General features: G+C 66.4%; 16 protein-coding genes. 7 read left to right on the top strand and 9 right to left on the bottom strand.

What is annotated here, in order from left to right; genetic code table 11:
- Window positions 1-92: 92 nt before the first annotated feature.
- From AC5P8J_RS08615 to AC5P8J_RS08630, 4 genes are all read left to right on the top strand, one after another.
- On the top strand, window positions 93-1,295 hold the full coding sequence (locus tag AC5P8J_RS08615; protein ID WP_227851984.1) for a sensor histidine kinase: 1,203 nt from the start codon (window positions 93-95) through the stop codon (window positions 1,293-1,295).
- Window positions 1,295-1,936 (top strand): response regulator, encoded by a 642-nt coding sequence (locus tag AC5P8J_RS08620; protein ID WP_021203109.1) that lies wholly within the window; start codon window positions 1,295-1,297, stop codon window positions 1,934-1,936. Before AC5P8J_RS08615 ends, AC5P8J_RS08620 begins: the two co-directional genes overlap by 1 nt.
- A 234-nt stretch (window positions 1,937-2,170) precedes the next feature.
- Complete coding sequence (locus AC5P8J_RS08625; RefSeq protein WP_021203110.1) at window positions 2,171-3,244, top strand: polyketide cyclase; 1,074 nt, start codon at window positions 2,171-2,173, stop codon at window positions 3,242-3,244.
- Between the two features lie 104 nt (window positions 3,245-3,348).
- Window positions 3,349-3,720: a DUF423 domain-containing protein gene (locus AC5P8J_RS08630; protein ID WP_459389630.1), complete on the top strand. Its 372-nt coding sequence runs from the start codon at window positions 3,349-3,351 to the stop codon at window positions 3,718-3,720.
- 159 nt (window positions 3,721-3,879) lie between these two features.
- Here AC5P8J_RS08630 and AC5P8J_RS08635 read toward each other — a convergent pair whose 3' ends face one another.
- Genes AC5P8J_RS08635 through AC5P8J_RS08655 form a run of 5 tightly spaced genes read right to left on the bottom strand, consistent with a single transcriptional unit; the run spans window position 3,880 to window position 6,578 of the window.
- Window positions 3,880-4,689 (bottom strand): M15 family metallopeptidase, encoded by an 810-nt coding sequence (locus AC5P8J_RS08635; protein WP_111099022.1) that lies wholly within the window; start codon window positions 4,687-4,689, stop codon window positions 3,880-3,882.
- A 9-nt stretch (window positions 4,690-4,698) separates the two neighbouring features.
- Complete coding sequence (locus AC5P8J_RS08640; protein ID WP_019659311.1) at window positions 4,699-5,292, bottom strand: PH domain-containing protein; 594 nt, start codon at window positions 5,290-5,292, stop codon at window positions 4,699-4,701.
- Between the two features lie 3 nt (window positions 5,293-5,295).
- On the bottom strand, window positions 5,296-5,475 hold the full coding sequence (locus AC5P8J_RS08645; RefSeq protein WP_019659310.1) for a DUF4177 domain-containing protein: 180 nt from the start codon (window positions 5,473-5,475) through the stop codon (window positions 5,296-5,298).
- Window positions 5,472-5,651, bottom strand: a complete 180-nt coding sequence (locus tag AC5P8J_RS08650) for a type II toxin-antitoxin system antitoxin (RefSeq protein ID WP_495216759.1) — start codon at window positions 5,649-5,651, stop codon at window positions 5,472-5,474. Before AC5P8J_RS08650 ends, AC5P8J_RS08645 begins: the two co-directional genes overlap by 4 nt.
- Window positions 5,652-5,696: 45 nt before the next feature.
- Entirely contained in the window at window positions 5,697-6,578 is an 882-nt protein-coding gene (locus AC5P8J_RS08655; RefSeq protein ID WP_021203112.1) for an SPFH domain-containing protein, read from the bottom strand.
- A gap of 137 nt (window positions 6,579-6,715) precedes the next feature.
- On the opposite strand from AC5P8J_RS08655, the gene purT reads away from it, so the two are divergent.
- Together purT and AC5P8J_RS08665 are read left to right on the top strand one after the other, a co-directional pair.
- Window positions 6,716-7,903, top strand: coding sequence for a formate-dependent phosphoribosylglycinamide formyltransferase (gene purT / locus AC5P8J_RS08660; RefSeq protein WP_459389629.1), 1,188 nt, complete (start codon window positions 6,716-6,718; stop codon window positions 7,901-7,903).
- A gap of 377 nt (window positions 7,904-8,280) precedes the next feature.
- Window positions 8,281-8,691 (top strand): immunity protein YezG family protein, encoded by a 411-nt coding sequence (locus AC5P8J_RS08665; protein ID WP_021203114.1) that lies wholly within the window; start codon window positions 8,281-8,283, stop codon window positions 8,689-8,691.
- A gap of 68 nt (window positions 8,692-8,759) precedes the next feature.
- On the opposite strand, the gene AC5P8J_RS08670 is transcribed toward AC5P8J_RS08665, so the two are convergent.
- On the bottom strand, window positions 8,760-9,977 hold the full coding sequence (locus tag AC5P8J_RS08670) for an endonuclease/exonuclease/phosphatase family protein (RefSeq protein WP_459389628.1): 1,218 nt from the start codon (window positions 9,975-9,977) through the stop codon (window positions 8,760-8,762).
- 38 nt (window positions 9,978-10,015) lie between these two features.
- Window positions 10,016-10,771, bottom strand: coding sequence for an arginyltransferase (locus AC5P8J_RS08675; RefSeq protein WP_111150364.1), 756 nt, complete (start codon window positions 10,769-10,771; stop codon window positions 10,016-10,018).
- A 156-nt stretch (window positions 10,772-10,927) separates the two neighbouring features.
- Between AC5P8J_RS08675 and AC5P8J_RS08680 the strand changes: the two genes are divergently transcribed.
- On the top strand, window positions 10,928-11,488 hold the full coding sequence (locus AC5P8J_RS08680; RefSeq protein WP_021203117.1) for an EF-hand domain-containing protein: 561 nt from the start codon (window positions 10,928-10,930) through the stop codon (window positions 11,486-11,488).
- A gap of 51 nt (window positions 11,489-11,539) precedes the next feature.
- On the opposite strand, the gene AC5P8J_RS08685 is transcribed toward AC5P8J_RS08680, so the two are convergent.
- Window positions 11,540-12,757 carry an RNA polymerase sigma factor gene (locus AC5P8J_RS08685; protein ID WP_019659303.1) on the bottom strand — a complete coding sequence of 406 codons (1,218 nt, stop codon included), beginning with the start codon at window positions 12,755-12,757 and terminating at the stop codon, window positions 11,540-11,542.
- Between the two features lie 224 nt (window positions 12,758-12,981).
- Complete coding sequence (locus AC5P8J_RS08690) at window positions 12,982-13,491, bottom strand: pathogenicity-like protein (protein ID WP_019659302.1); 510 nt, start codon at window positions 13,489-13,491, stop codon at window positions 12,982-12,984.
- Between the last annotated feature and the right edge of the window lie 3 nt (window positions 13,492-13,494).

Raw genomic sequence — 13,494 nt, forward strand, 5'->3', positions numbered from 1 at the left:
TGCCCGGGGTGGGCTGCGGCATGAACAGGGGGGCGCGGATGCATGACTTCCGTGGGAGTGCGCGACGCAGGCCGGGCCCGTAGAGTGCTGGCATGTTGGGAGTCCTCAGCCATACCCGCGTTCTCCGTCTGGCCGGCCTGTTCACCTGGGTCATGGTCGGCCTGCCATTGGCGTATTCGCAGTTCGAGAACCTGCACAGCCGCAGCGATATGGGCGGCTGGGCGATCCTGCTGTTTGTCGCCTACCTGTCCTTCGGCGCGGCGTACTATTGGCTGACCCGCCTGCTACGCAGCGACAGCGGCAGCCACACCAGCTGGCTGGACCGCGGCCTGCTGCTGCTGCTGACGGTCTCGGCGCTGGGCGTCAGTTTCCTCAGCGGCTCGGGCCTTGGCAGCATCCTGATGATGGTGGCTGCCGGCGTCATTCCGTGGATGCTTTCGGTACGCCTGTGCGTGCTGTGGCTGCTGGTCAGCCAGCTGGCGGTGGCGCCGGTCTATTACCTGCTGCTGCGCTTCCCGCTGTTCGAAGCGGTGATGCAGTCGTTGCTGTACGGCGGCTTTTCCATGTTCATCTTCGTGACCAGCCTTGTTGCGAGACAGCAGACCGAGGCCCGCGACGAACAGCGCAGGCTCAATTCAGAGCTGCGCGCCACCCGTGCCCTCCTCGCCGAGAGCGCCCGCGTCAACGAGCGCACCCGTATTTCGCGGGAGCTGCATGACCTTCTGGGGCATCAGCTGACCGCGCTGACCCTGAACCTGGAAGTGGCAGGCCACCTGGCCGAAGGCCAGGCGCTGGACCATGTGAAGCGCTCGCATGCCCTGGCCAAGCTGCTGCTGGGCAACGTGCGCGAGGTGGTCAGCCAGCTGCGCGAGACCGGTGCCATCGATCTGGCCGCGGCGCTGCGCCCGCTGACCGAGAACGTGCCCTCGCTGGACATCCAGCTGGACATCGAGGATCCACTGAACGTGGAGGACCCGCAGCGGGCCCACGTGCTGCTGCGGTGTACCCAGGAGATCATCACCAACGCGGTGCGCCATGCCGGTGCCCGCCACCTGTGGATCAAGGTGTACCGTGAAGCCCCCGACCAGGTGGTGGTGCAGGCCCGCGACGACGGCGTCGGCGCGGATACGGTCAATGTGGGCAATGGCTTGCGCGGCATGCGCGAGCGACTGCAACAATGTGGTGGCCAGCTGCAGGTCGAGACCCGGCCCGGTGAAGGCTTCCGGCTGCGGGCGACGGTACCGGCAACGGTGCTGGTGGCCGCCCTTACCAAGGTTCCTGAAGGAGTGCGTTGATGATTCGCGTCTGCCTGGTCGACGACCAAACCCTGGTGCGGCAGGGAATCCGCTCCCTGCTGGCGCTCGACGACGGCATCGAGGTGGTGGCCGAGGCCGGCGACGGCCGCCAGGCGGTGGAGCTGATACCGCAGGTGCGACCGGACGTGGTGCTGATGGACATGCGCATGCCGGTGATGTCCGGGCTGGAGGCGCTGCAGGTCCTGTCGCGTCAGGACCTGCTGCCGCCGACCATCATCCTCACCACTTTCGACGATGACCAGCTGGTGCTGGCCGGGCTTAAGGCCGGCGCCAAGGGTTACCTGCTCAAGGACGTGACCTTGGCACAGCTGGTCGGTGCCATCCGCACCGTGGCCGACGGCGGTTCGCTGGTGCAGCCGGCCGTGACCCAGCGGCTGCTGTCCGGCCTGGAGCACATGCGCAACGAGTTTGTCAGCCTGGACCGTCCGGACCCGTTGACCGACCGCGAGACCGAGATCCTGCGCCTCATGGCCAGCGGCTTCTCCAACAAGGAAATTGCCAATTCGCTGGGGGTGGCCGAAGGCACCATCAAGAACCACGTGTCCAACATCCTTTCCAAGCTGGGCGTGCGCGACCGTACCCGCGCCGTATTGAAGGCGTTCGAGCTGCAGCTGGTGTGAGGAAATTCTTTTCAGGACAATGACTTGAGGTCCATTCATGGCCCTCCGGCGGGGTTGCCCCCTACTTCAGGGGCGTCGGTATGCGGTACCCTTCGATTTCTTTGTCCATACAAATACGCAGCCGGCACGGAAACCGGTGCGCCAATCCCGATAAACAATGCCCGCGAAGCCTGCTAGGATTGGCGCTTCGCTTCAATCAACCCGGCCGTGGGATCGGCCCCGGAGACTCTCTGAATGACCCGTATTATCGAGTTCCTGATCGCCTTGGGGATCGTGGCTGGCCTGTTCGTCATCATTGGCGTATGTCTGCCGGGCGAGCGTCACATCACCGAAAGCATCGAGACCAACCGCAAGATGACGATCGTGTACGACACGGTCAGCAGCCTGCGCCGCTTCAAGGACTGGAACCCGCTGGTACTGCGCGATCCCGCCGTTGAACTGAAGCTGTCCGGCCCGGCCTCCGGCGTCGGTGCCACCCTCGACTTCACCTCCAAGGACCTGGGCACCGGTTCCTGGAAGATCACCGAAGCCGAAGAGAACAAGCGTGTTGCGATCGCCATCGATGACGCCACCAAGGGTCACGACAAGATCACCACCTTCACCCTGGAGCCGACCGGCAAGGGTGGCCGTAACGTCAAGATCACCCAGGACTACTCGGTGAAGTACGGCTTCGACCTGTTCGGCCGTTATGCCGGCTTGTATGTCAGCCGCCAGATCGGCGACGACATCAAGATGGGCCTGTCGCGCATGGCCAACATGCTGGCCACCGTCCCGAACGTCGACTACCGCACGCCGGAAGCCCCGCTGACCGATCTGGGCATCGTCGATGTGCCGGCTGAGGACCTGCTGGTCGTCAACGCCGGTAACGTGGACCGCGGTCAGGACACGATCACCAAGTCCATCAAGGACAACCAGGAGTGGATCAAGCGCGTGATGGAGGCCAATGGCCTTGAAGCCGCCGGTCCGTTCCGCATCATCACCACCGACTTCGGCCAGGAGAAGTACGCCTTCGACATCGCCCAGCCGGTGAAGAAGAAGGGTGCTGAAGGTGCCACCGCTGAAGAGCTGACCGTCAAGATCGACGGCGGCGCGCCGGTCAAGTACGTGCATGTGGCTCCGCACCGTTCGGCGCATGCGGCCTACACCGGCCACATGGCGGGTCTTGACGTGGCCCGCAACGGCCTGCGTGCCTGGGCGGTGACCTCCGGCAACGAAGTGATCGACCGTCCGTACGAAACCTGGAAGGACGGCATCGACAAGTCGTTCACCCCGGAAGGTACCTACGACATCTACTGGGCCGTCAAGTAAGCTTCGGCTGACCCATGTAGTGCTGGACACGAAAACGCGCCGCTCATTGCGGCGCGTTTTTTTTTCATCTGGCGCCCGGCAAGGGCGCTGCGCAAGGAGCCCACATGTTCAATCTCGAACGTCGCGCACGTAAGCCTTCGCTGCTGGCCTGCCTGGGGGCACTGCTGGCCGCCGCCTCGATCGGCCTGTCCGCCTATGCATCGCATGGCGCGGCTGATCCGCTGGCGCAGCAGCATCTGAACATGGCGGCGCTGTATGCGTTCGCGCACGGTGCGGTGCTGGTGGCGCTGGGGCCGCGCGCGCAGGGAGCGATCGCGCACCTTGCGCTGTACGTGCTGCTGCTGGGTGTGCTGTTGTTTTCCGGCAGCCTGGTGGGTGGTGCGCTGTGGCAGTGGCCGACGCGGATGGCACCGATCGGTGGCACCAGCATGATGGCCGGATGGGTGTTGCTGGCGATCAATGCGTTGAGGCGGTGACGGCAGCGGAGATCGGCCAAGCACGACACCGCTGCGCCGTCAGCTTCTGTAGAGCCGAGCCATGCTCGGCTTCGAGCGAAGCGACCGGCTTTTGTCTTTGCTGTCTTGTTCCATCCCGCGGCCATGCGCTGACCGCTCCAGGCTTTCGCCACGAGGGGCTCAGCCGTTGGCCGGTCTCCAGCACCAGTGCCAGGGTTCGTAGACGATGCCGTGCGGGTTGTCGCGTGGGTAACTCAGATGGAAGCCATGCCCGCCGGCATGCACCTGCAGCCAGGCGAACGCGTCGGTGGCTTCGAACGATTCTTCGGCCGGCGCATCGCCAGGTGTGCCGATGTCCAGCGCGTAGCCGCTGTGGTGTTCGCTGAAACCCGGGGCGGCATTGACCTTCAGGATCTCTGCCACGCTCAAGCCGCGCGCCAGCTTCCGCTCGAAGATGCCCAACTGGTAGGCATGGCTGCGGAAGCCGGAGATGGCGTCCAGCGCAATTCCATCCTGTGCCGCGTGCAGTCGCATCCGCCGCCAGCCCTGCGCGGCGGCACAGTGCAGCCACAACGGGCGGGCGAAGCGGTCGCGGCCGGCGAAGTGCAGCAGGCAGGGTTCGGGTTCGAGCGGCAGCCCGCTGTCGCCGGCATAGCGCTGTGCATCCAGGCCAAGCTGCTGCAGGCGCTGCTGCAGGCCTGCCAGTGGCAACCACTGATCCTCCAGCACGGCGCCGAACGGACGCGCCGCTGCTGCATCCAGCAGCGCCAATGCGTCCTCCACCCCTGGCTCGCGTGCCAGGCGCGGCACCATGGCATGAACCCCGCGCGCCAGTACCGCCGCGAGGTAGCGGCCATCGCGCTTGCGCCGCAGCACCCAGTGTGCCTGCGACAGCAGGCGTGCATCCAGGTTGCTGCGTGCACGCAGCAGGTGCGCGGGCCACAGCTCGATGGCCTCGGTGTTGATCAGCAGGGGGGCGCGTCGTTGCATCGCAGCAGCTTACTGCCGTGGCGCCGACGCGGCCACTTTGTGCAGCGCATCGAGCAGCGCCTGCGGCCGGTCCACGCTGAGCAGCAGCGTGCTGCCGTCACTGACCGGCAGGGCGAGGACACGCGCACGATCGGTGACCAGAGCGAAGCCCTTGCCGCCCCCGTGCAGGCGGAAGTGGCCGGAATAGAAGCCTGGCACTGAATAGCCATTGGTTTTGACACGGATGCCATAGCGGCGGTCACGCTGCAGGTCGACCACCTCGGCCTGGTCCAGCCGCAGCTGCGCCACCGGGACGCGGCGGCGGTACATCGTCGAGCGCACATCCAGCACGTTGTCGTCCAGTTCCACCCGGCGACGGAAGAATGCTGCGCCCAACCCGATGCCGAGTACCGCGATCACCAGCAGACTCCAGGCGGCACTGCCACCCATCCGGAACCAGGGCGGCGACAGCGCTACTTCGATCCAAGGGGCACTGGCCGGCGCCTTGTACAGCTGTGCGTACACGCACGCCACGAAGGCAGCCAGCAGCGGAAGCACGATCCAGAGCACGCGCAACGGCGAGCTCTCGGCCACTTCAAACGTCTTCGGGTCGCTGCCGCCCATGCGTCAGGCCTCCTTCTTGAACACCAGCATCGCCGGGCGCATCGGCGCCGGGATGATGATGTTGACCAGTTCCCAGCCCAGTTGGCCCTGGCGGCTGAGTTCGGCCTGGATGTCCTCGGCCTTGAGCAGGCCCATCATGGACGTCTTGACCTCGATGGTCTGGTAGCTCCAACGCTTGCTCATTCCTTGTCCTCCGACGATGGCGCGGGTTCCGGCAGACGTCCCGCCTTGCGCAGGGCGTCGCGCAGCACGTATTCGATCTGCGCGTTGAGGCTGCGCAGTTCGTCATCAGCCCAGCGCTGCGCAGCAGCCAGGACGTCGGCATTGATGCGCAGCGGGTAGGCTTTCTTCTCACTCATGGGGGCTCCTGGCGGGGCGGTGGGGCACCCCGTTGCGAGTGTGGCTCAATACAGCGAGCCGGCATTGACGATCGGCTGGGTGCCGCGGTCCGAGCACAGCACGGTGAGCAGGTTGCTGACCATGTGCGCCTTGCGTTCCTCGTCCAGCTGCACCACGCCGTTCTTCTGCAGTTCGGCCAAGGCCATCTCGACCATGCCCACCGCACCAGCAACAATACGCGTGCGCGCGGCGATCACCGCGTTGGCCTGCTGGCGTTGCAGCATCGCCTGGGCGATTTCGGCGGCGTAGGCCAGGTGGCTGATGCGCGCGTCGATCACCTGTACACCGGCATCGGCCAGGCGCTCGGCCAGCTCGTTCTTCAGGTGCTGGGAGATCTCGCTGGCGTGGCTACGCAGGGCCAGCTGTCCATCCTCGTGCTGGTCGTAGGGATAGCTGGTGGCCATCGCCCGCAGTGCCGATTCGGACTGGATGTGCACGAAGCTCTCGTAGTCGTCCACGTTGTAGACGGCCTCGGAGGCATCGACCACCTGCCAGACAATCACCGCGGCGATCTCGATCGGGCTGCCGTCCAGCTCGTTGACCTTCAGCTTGCCGCTCTCGAAGTTGCGCACGCGCTGGCTGACCCGGCGCTTGGCATAGAAAGGGTTGTTCCAGCGCAGGCCGTTGTCCTTCACCGTGCCCACGTACTTGCCGAACAGGCTCAGCACCGCCGCCTGGTTGGGCTGGATGGTGTACAGGCCGGCCAGCGTGAACACGCCCAGGACTACCAGCAACGCCCCCAGCAGCATCAGCAGCAGGTTGGGCGAGCCGACGCTGGCCTTGGCGGCCACACCCAGTACGAACAGGGCGGCGCCAGCGAGGGCGACGAGCAGGGCGACGGCCAGCGTGCCGAGGCCGTTGAGCGAAGACAGCGACTTCTCTTTCATGGCGGTACGTCCTTGAGGGTTCGAACAGAAGATATCAAAGTGATATCACTTCCAGGCTACCGTTCGTCGGATGGCATGGCCAGAGGGCGCGGCCAGCTAGAATGCCCATCCGCCTTCACATTGCTGCTGGAACCGCCATGGCCAAGCTTGGAACTCCGTTGTCCCCCTCCGCCACCCGCGTGCTGCTGCTGGGCTCGGGCGAACTCGGCAAGGAGGTGGCCATCGAGCTGCAGCGGCTGGGCGTGGAGGTGATCGCCGCCGATCGCTACGCCGATGCGCCGGCCATGCAGGTCGCGCACCGCTCGCACGTGATCGACATGCTCGACGCGATGGCGCTGCGCGCTCTGATCGCCGAGGAGCAGCCGCACCTGGTGGTGCCGGAGATCGAGGCCATCCACACCGAGACCCTGGTCCAGCTGGAACAGGAGCGGGGCCTGCGGGTGATCCCGACCGCGCGTGCTGCACGCCTGACCATGGACCGCGAAGGCATTCGCCGCCTCGCCGCCGAAACCCTGGGCCTGCCGACCTCGCCGTACCGCTTCGTCGATACCGAGGCCGAGTACCGTGCTGCCGTGGCCGCCATCGGCCTGCCGTGCGTGGTCAAGCCGGTCATGTCGTCCTCGGGCAAGGGCCAGAGCACCCTGCGCAGCGAAGCGGACATCGCCCCGGCGTGGGAGTACGCACAGACCGGTGGCCGCGCCGGCGCCGGCCGCTGCATCGTCGAGGGTTTCATCGACTTCGATTACGAGATCACCCTGCTGACCGTGCGCCATGCCGGTGGCACCTCGTTCTGCGCGCCGATCGGCCATCTGCAGAAGGACGGGGACTACCGCGAAAGCTGGCAGCCGCAGCCGATGTCGAGCGCGGCGCTGGCGCGTGCCGAAGAGATCTCGCGTGCGATCACCGACGACCTCGGCGGCTGGGGCCTGTTCGGTGTCGAGCTGTTCGTGAAGGGTGATGAGGTGTGGTTCAGCGAAGTGTCGCCGCGCCCGCACGACACCGGCCTGGTGACGCTGGTATCGCAGGAGCTGAGCGAGTTCGCGCTGCATGCGCGCGCCATCCTCGGCCTGCCGATCCCGGTGATCCGCCAGAGCGGCCCGTCGGCGTCGTGCGCGCTGTTGGCACACGGCGAGGGCGTGCCGTACTTCAACAACGTCGCCGCTGCATTGCAGGTGCCTGACACCGCCGTGCGCCTGTTCGGCAAGCCGAGCGTGCACGGTCATCGCCGCGTGGGCGTGACCCTGGCGCGCGCGGAAACCATCGACGAAGCACGCGCCATCGCGCGTGACGCCGCCGACGCCATCGGCGTCGAACTGCGCCCGTAAACCGATAGCGCCGGGCCATGCCCGGCGGCCGCATCCCGGTAGGTACCGACCGTTGGTCGGTACAGATTTCTGTGCGGTAGCGCCAGGCCGCACCCGCCGGCTTGCCATGAACTGTGTGAGTCTTCTGTAGAGCCGAGCCCACGCTCGGCTGCTTTTCCATGTGACGCTTTCAGCCCGACAATGGATTCACATCTTCAGTCATGCGCGACGGCCTGCTGGGGCTATTGAGTGCCAGATGCTGCCGTTAGAGGGTTTGCTGCAAAGACGTAGAGCGCTAGGCCGCAATTGCGAGCTGAAAGCGACATCTGGTTGAGCTTCAAAATCCTGCGTGTTTTATCTTCTGACGGATGAATGCCAAAGACATCTCAGGAGAAGGCTTGGACGAGCGGCTTACATCAGCGCTATCTGCCTTGTATCACCGAATTGGCCAATCACTGATTGATGCCGTGCCTACCGACCAATGCGGGATCTGGCTGAACTTCGAGATCATCAAGAATGTCTGGTCGGGTTGGGCGTTCTACCGCAAGCCGTCAGGCTCATACGGCTATCTAGAAATTCCAGATGATGCGGAAGCAGCGCTTCTGGAGATGCATCAGCTCTTTGCGCAATGGCACCATGCACTCTGGACGAGTTTGACGTTTCATCTGGATCCAGAGAACAAGATGGAAATCGAGCTCGGATATGAGCAGCTTTCCGAGGATGAGTTCATCGATTCCCTGGGCCGGGAGCAGGCTTGGCAGGACCGGTATCTCGGGGCTGACGCTCAGATTGACTGGCAGAGCTACTAAGCTTGGTTGGTTGCAGTAGCCGAGCATGGGCTCGGCTCTACAACATCTTCAGCAATCGGCCATTCCGGTTACTGCTTCACGTCCACCCACACCAGGTGGTGGTCGCTGCCGTCGGCGATCTTCGCTTCCGGGCTCTCATTGGCCGGCCAGAAGATGCCGCTGCCCACGTACTCGAAACCGGTCGAGGGCAGCACGTAGTCCAGGCGCATCGTGCCGGACTTCGGACCGAAGTCGCCGGTGGCGTGGAACGGTGCGCCCTTGCGCTCGATGCCCTTGGCCGCATAGGCCAGGCTGGTCTGCTCGCCGCCGACGCTGCGCGGGGTGGGGTAGCGCAGCACGCGGGCGTTCTCGATCAGCTCGACGATTGCTTCATGGCGGCCATCGCCATCGGCCGGGTCATTGTTGAGGTCGCCAAGGATCACGAAGCGCGCGTCCTGGGCCAGGCCGCCGCACTGGCCCTTGTCGTCGCACAGCCACGACTTGTCGCCCTTGGACAGGTATTCCTGCCACAGGCGCAGTTCGTCGTGGTTGCGCGCGGCGTTGCGCTTTTCCGGGCCGTCGAACACCGGCGGGGTCGGGTGCGAGACCAGCGCGTGCACCACGCCGCCCGGGGTCTTCACCGGCACGTCCCAATGCGACTTCGAGGACAGGCGCAGCTGCGACCACACGTGGTCGTTGTAGAAGCTCTTGCCGGTGCGCGGATCGACCGGACGGATCGCGCCGGGCATCGCGCTCCACTTCAGCAGCTGGAAGCTGCGCACCTTGGCTTCGTCGATCGGGTAGCGCGACAGCACCAGCATGCCGTACTGGCCGGGGTGCAGGCCGTAGCCCCACGCGTCATTGCCACGGCTGCGGCCTTCGCCGCCGACCACGCCGTTGTTGTCCAGGTCCAGGCCGCTGGGCACGCCGGTGTTGACCGGGGCCAGGTAGCGATAGGCGAAATGCAGCGGCTTGCCGCCACCGGGCTGGGCGACTTCCAGATAGCGCTTCTGGAACAGGTCGGCGGCGCGATGGGCGTCGTCGAAATCGAATTCGTTCAGCAGCACCAGATCCGGGCGCACCTGCTGCAGCACCGCGGCGATCTTGCGTGCGTGCTCGCTGTCGCCTTCCAGTTCCTTGATGAGGCCACCGGCGTCATCGGAGTACAGCGACGTGTTGTAGGTCGCCAGGCGCAGCGCAGCGGACGGCTTTTCGGTCATCGCAGGGGACGTGGCGAAGGCAGGGGCGGTGGCGCCGCAGAGCAGGGCCAGGGCGAGGATCAGGGGATGGCGGCGGGTCATGTTCATGGGCCGTATTGTGCACCCGGCCCGGTGTCAGCGGTTTGTCAGCGCCCGTCCAGATCGTTGTCGAAATCGTGCCAGCGGCGGCCATCGTAGGCTTCCAGCGGATGGAAGCGACGCTTGTAGTCCATCTTCTGGTGGCCGCGGATCCAGTAGCCCAGATACACGTGCGGCAGGCCCTCGCGGCGCGCCCATTCGATCTGCTGCAGGATCGCGAAGGTGCCCAGCCCGCGCGCGGCGTGGTCCGGGTCGAAGAAGGTGTAGACCGCCGACAGGCCGTGCTCGGTGACGTCGGTCACTGCCACCCCCAGCAGCTGGCTGGGCTGGCCGTCGTGGCCGGGCAGGCGCATCTCCATGAAGCGGGTGTGCGACCAGCTGCCGATCAGGAACTGCTCGAACTCGTGCGGGCCATGGTCGTCCATGCCGCCGTTGGCGTGGCGGTGGGTGAGATAACGGTGGTACAGCGCGAACAGGTCGTCACGGGCGGTGGCGGCGGTGATCCGCACCTCCAGGTCGTCATTGCGGGCGGCACAACGGCGCTGGCTGCGGTCCGGGGCGAAGCGGGCCACGGGGATGCGCACTGCCACGCAGGCCTGGCAGTGCGCGCAGTGCGGCCGGTAGACCAGGTCGCCGCTGCGGCGGAAGCCCCAGCTCAGTGCCAGCGGATAGAGGGCGCCGAGGCGGCGGTCGTTCGGGTCCAGCACCAGGTCGCGTGCCACCCGGTCCGACCAGTACCCGCAAGGGTGCTCGCCGGTCTGGAAAAGTCGCAGTTCGTCGTCTCTGTCGCCATGGATCGCCATGGACACAGCATAGCCCCAGCCCGTCGCAGTGGCGGCGACTGTCCGCCGGATGAACGGAACCGGCAGCGGCGTCAACCGATGTCGCGTCCGAGCGTTGTTGTCCTTCGAGGGTGAAGTGATCACCCCGACGCTGTTCCCATCCCCAGGAGTGACCTCATGATCCGTACCCCCCTGCTGCTGGCCCTGCTGCTGGGCACCTCTGCTTCCGGAATCGCGCTGGCCGCCGACACCCCGGCCACGCCGGCACCGCGCCCGGCCAAGCTGGACACCAACGGTGACGGCGTGATCGACCGCAGCGAGGCGGCCGCCAACCCGCACCTGGCTGCGAAATTCGACGAGCTGGACAAGAACAAGGACGGCAAGCTCTCGCGCGACGAACTGCCGCGCTGGCAGCATGGCCGCCGCGGCCATGGCGGTGAGCGCTGGGCCACGCTGGACGTCAACAAGGACGGCCGCCTCAGCCGCGAGGAAGCCAAGGCCGATCCGCGCCTGGCCGCGCGTTTTGATCAGCTTGATCTGAACAAGGATGGCTACCTGGACAAGGCCGACCGCGAGCTGCGCATGAAGCAGCATCGTGATGCCTGGTTTGCCGCCGCCGACACCAACAAGGACGGCCAGCTGAGCAAGGCCGAGTTCGACGCGGCCAAGGGTCCGATGCACGGCGGCCCGCGCCACGGTGGCCCGCGTGATGGCAGCGCGCCGAAGCCGCAGCGCTGAGTTTCAATGCTGTGATTGACGACAACGCCGGCGCATCGCCGGCGTTGTCCGTTACAGCCGGCCGCTCCGCACCAGCGAATACAGCACAAGCGCGATGACCATCAGGTTCATGGCGATGATGCCGGTGCGGCCGTACATGGCCTCGTACTTCCAGTTGGTTCCGGTGAGCCCGCGCTGCAGCGAGTCACGCGCGATCATCGGCGCCATCAGCCGCTGCAGCGGTACCAGGCACTGGTAGTTGACTACGGCCAGGCCCGCGACCTGCACCAGCAGGACGGCCCAGAGCGGCGCCTGCAGCAGCACTGCCATCAGGATCGTCAGGCACCAGAGCATGCAGGTGCCGATGTTGAGATAGAGGAAACGACGGACGTCGGCGCGCTCGGCCTCGCTGCGGGTGTACGACATCAGGAAGCGTCCACCGAAGTAGCTGCCGACCGTGCCGCCGACCACGCCACCGATGACCGCTCCCCAGCTTTCAGCCGGCATCATGTGCAGTTGCCCCAGTGCGGCGGTCAGCGAGCCCATCGCGGTACCGCCGGCGGCACTGGCGCCACCGAGGCTGAGCTTGCTGCCACCGATGCCGACACCGGTGCCGAGCAGGATTGCGGCACTGGCGGTGCCGGGCGCGGCCACCAGTACCATCGAAACCACCGCCGTAGCGAACGCGGCACTGGGTGCGCTGCTACGCGCGAACTCACCGAAGCGCTGCAGCAGGCCGTCGCGCACCAGCGCGCGGGCGCGCGACAGGCGCTTGCGCACCGCAGCGTCGCTGAGCCCGAGCAGGTCGGCCACCTGTTGCGAGCGCTGGCCCTCGCGGTAGTACAGCAGCAGCACTTCGCGGCTGTCTGCGGGCAGGGCAGAGATGATCTCCTCGGCGGCGATCTCCTCTTCCACCCGCTGCAGGCGGTCGGCAGCACCCGGGGCGGGGTCGGCGGCCATGCCCATCGCCACCTCGGCCGCCTCGCCAGTCAGCGGGCGCCCGCGCTGGGCGCGCAGCCAGTCGCGGGCCAGGTTGCGGGTGATCTGCCGCAGCCACGGCAGGAAGCTGGTCGAACTGCGCAGCTGGTGCAGCTGCTGCCAGCCCTTGACGAAGGCCTCCTGGGCGATGTCCTCGCTGGCTTGGCGGTCGCGGGTGATGGCCAGCGCGATGGCGGTGACCGTGTTCTGGCAGGCCAGCACGATGCGCCCGTAGGCGTGCTGGCAACCGCTTGCGGCGGCGGGCAGTTCGCGTTCCAGGGTCTGGTCGATCGATGCGGCGAACGTCGTCATGGCGGCAGCTCTCCTGCTGGGATTGTGTCCCATGACGGAGCCGCGCGCGAAGTGTGACCGCAGATGCTGATGCATCTTCGGTCCGCGCATTCCACCTCATCCCCGCGCCGTTGGCGCGCCCCCTTGAACAACAAGGGGGGGCCAATCCTGACGGGTTGCGGTGAAGTCGCGGCCCTGCTGACAGGCCGCTGCGCTCGCCGGGCATGGCCCGGCGCTACCGCCTCTTACTTGGAGGGCTGGATGCGGACCCGCACTTCTTCCTCTGCCGGCGCGGCCTGCGGTGCCGGCTGTGCCTGCTGCGGCTGGGCCTGCGGGGCAGGGGCCGGCGCGACCGGTGCCGGGGCACCACGATGGCGCAGGCCGATGACCAACGCCACGCCAGCAATCACCACCAGCAGGGCGATGCGGATGCGCCAGGCCCAGCTGCGGCCGCCGCTGCCCGGTTCCGCCGTGTCGCGGAAGGCGAATTCGGCGGTGGGGTGGTCGCGGCGGGTAGTGTCGAGCAGGCGCGCCTCGCGCAGGATTTCGCGCGCGCGCGGCTGGTCGTCGGCACGCACGATCCATACCGCCGGATAGGCGTTGGCGTTGCCCAGGTCGGTATAGCTGAACTGGCCGCGGCGACGGGTCTTGTAGGAGCGCCCGTTGGTCACCTTGACCTCGATGCCATGCCCGCGCAGGAGCTCGGCCACGCCTTCGACGGTTTCCACGCGCTGGCTGCTGAAGATCTGGCGCATGGG

It is taken from the genome of Stenotrophomonas sp. YJH_SMC_37 (assembly GCF_059370035.1).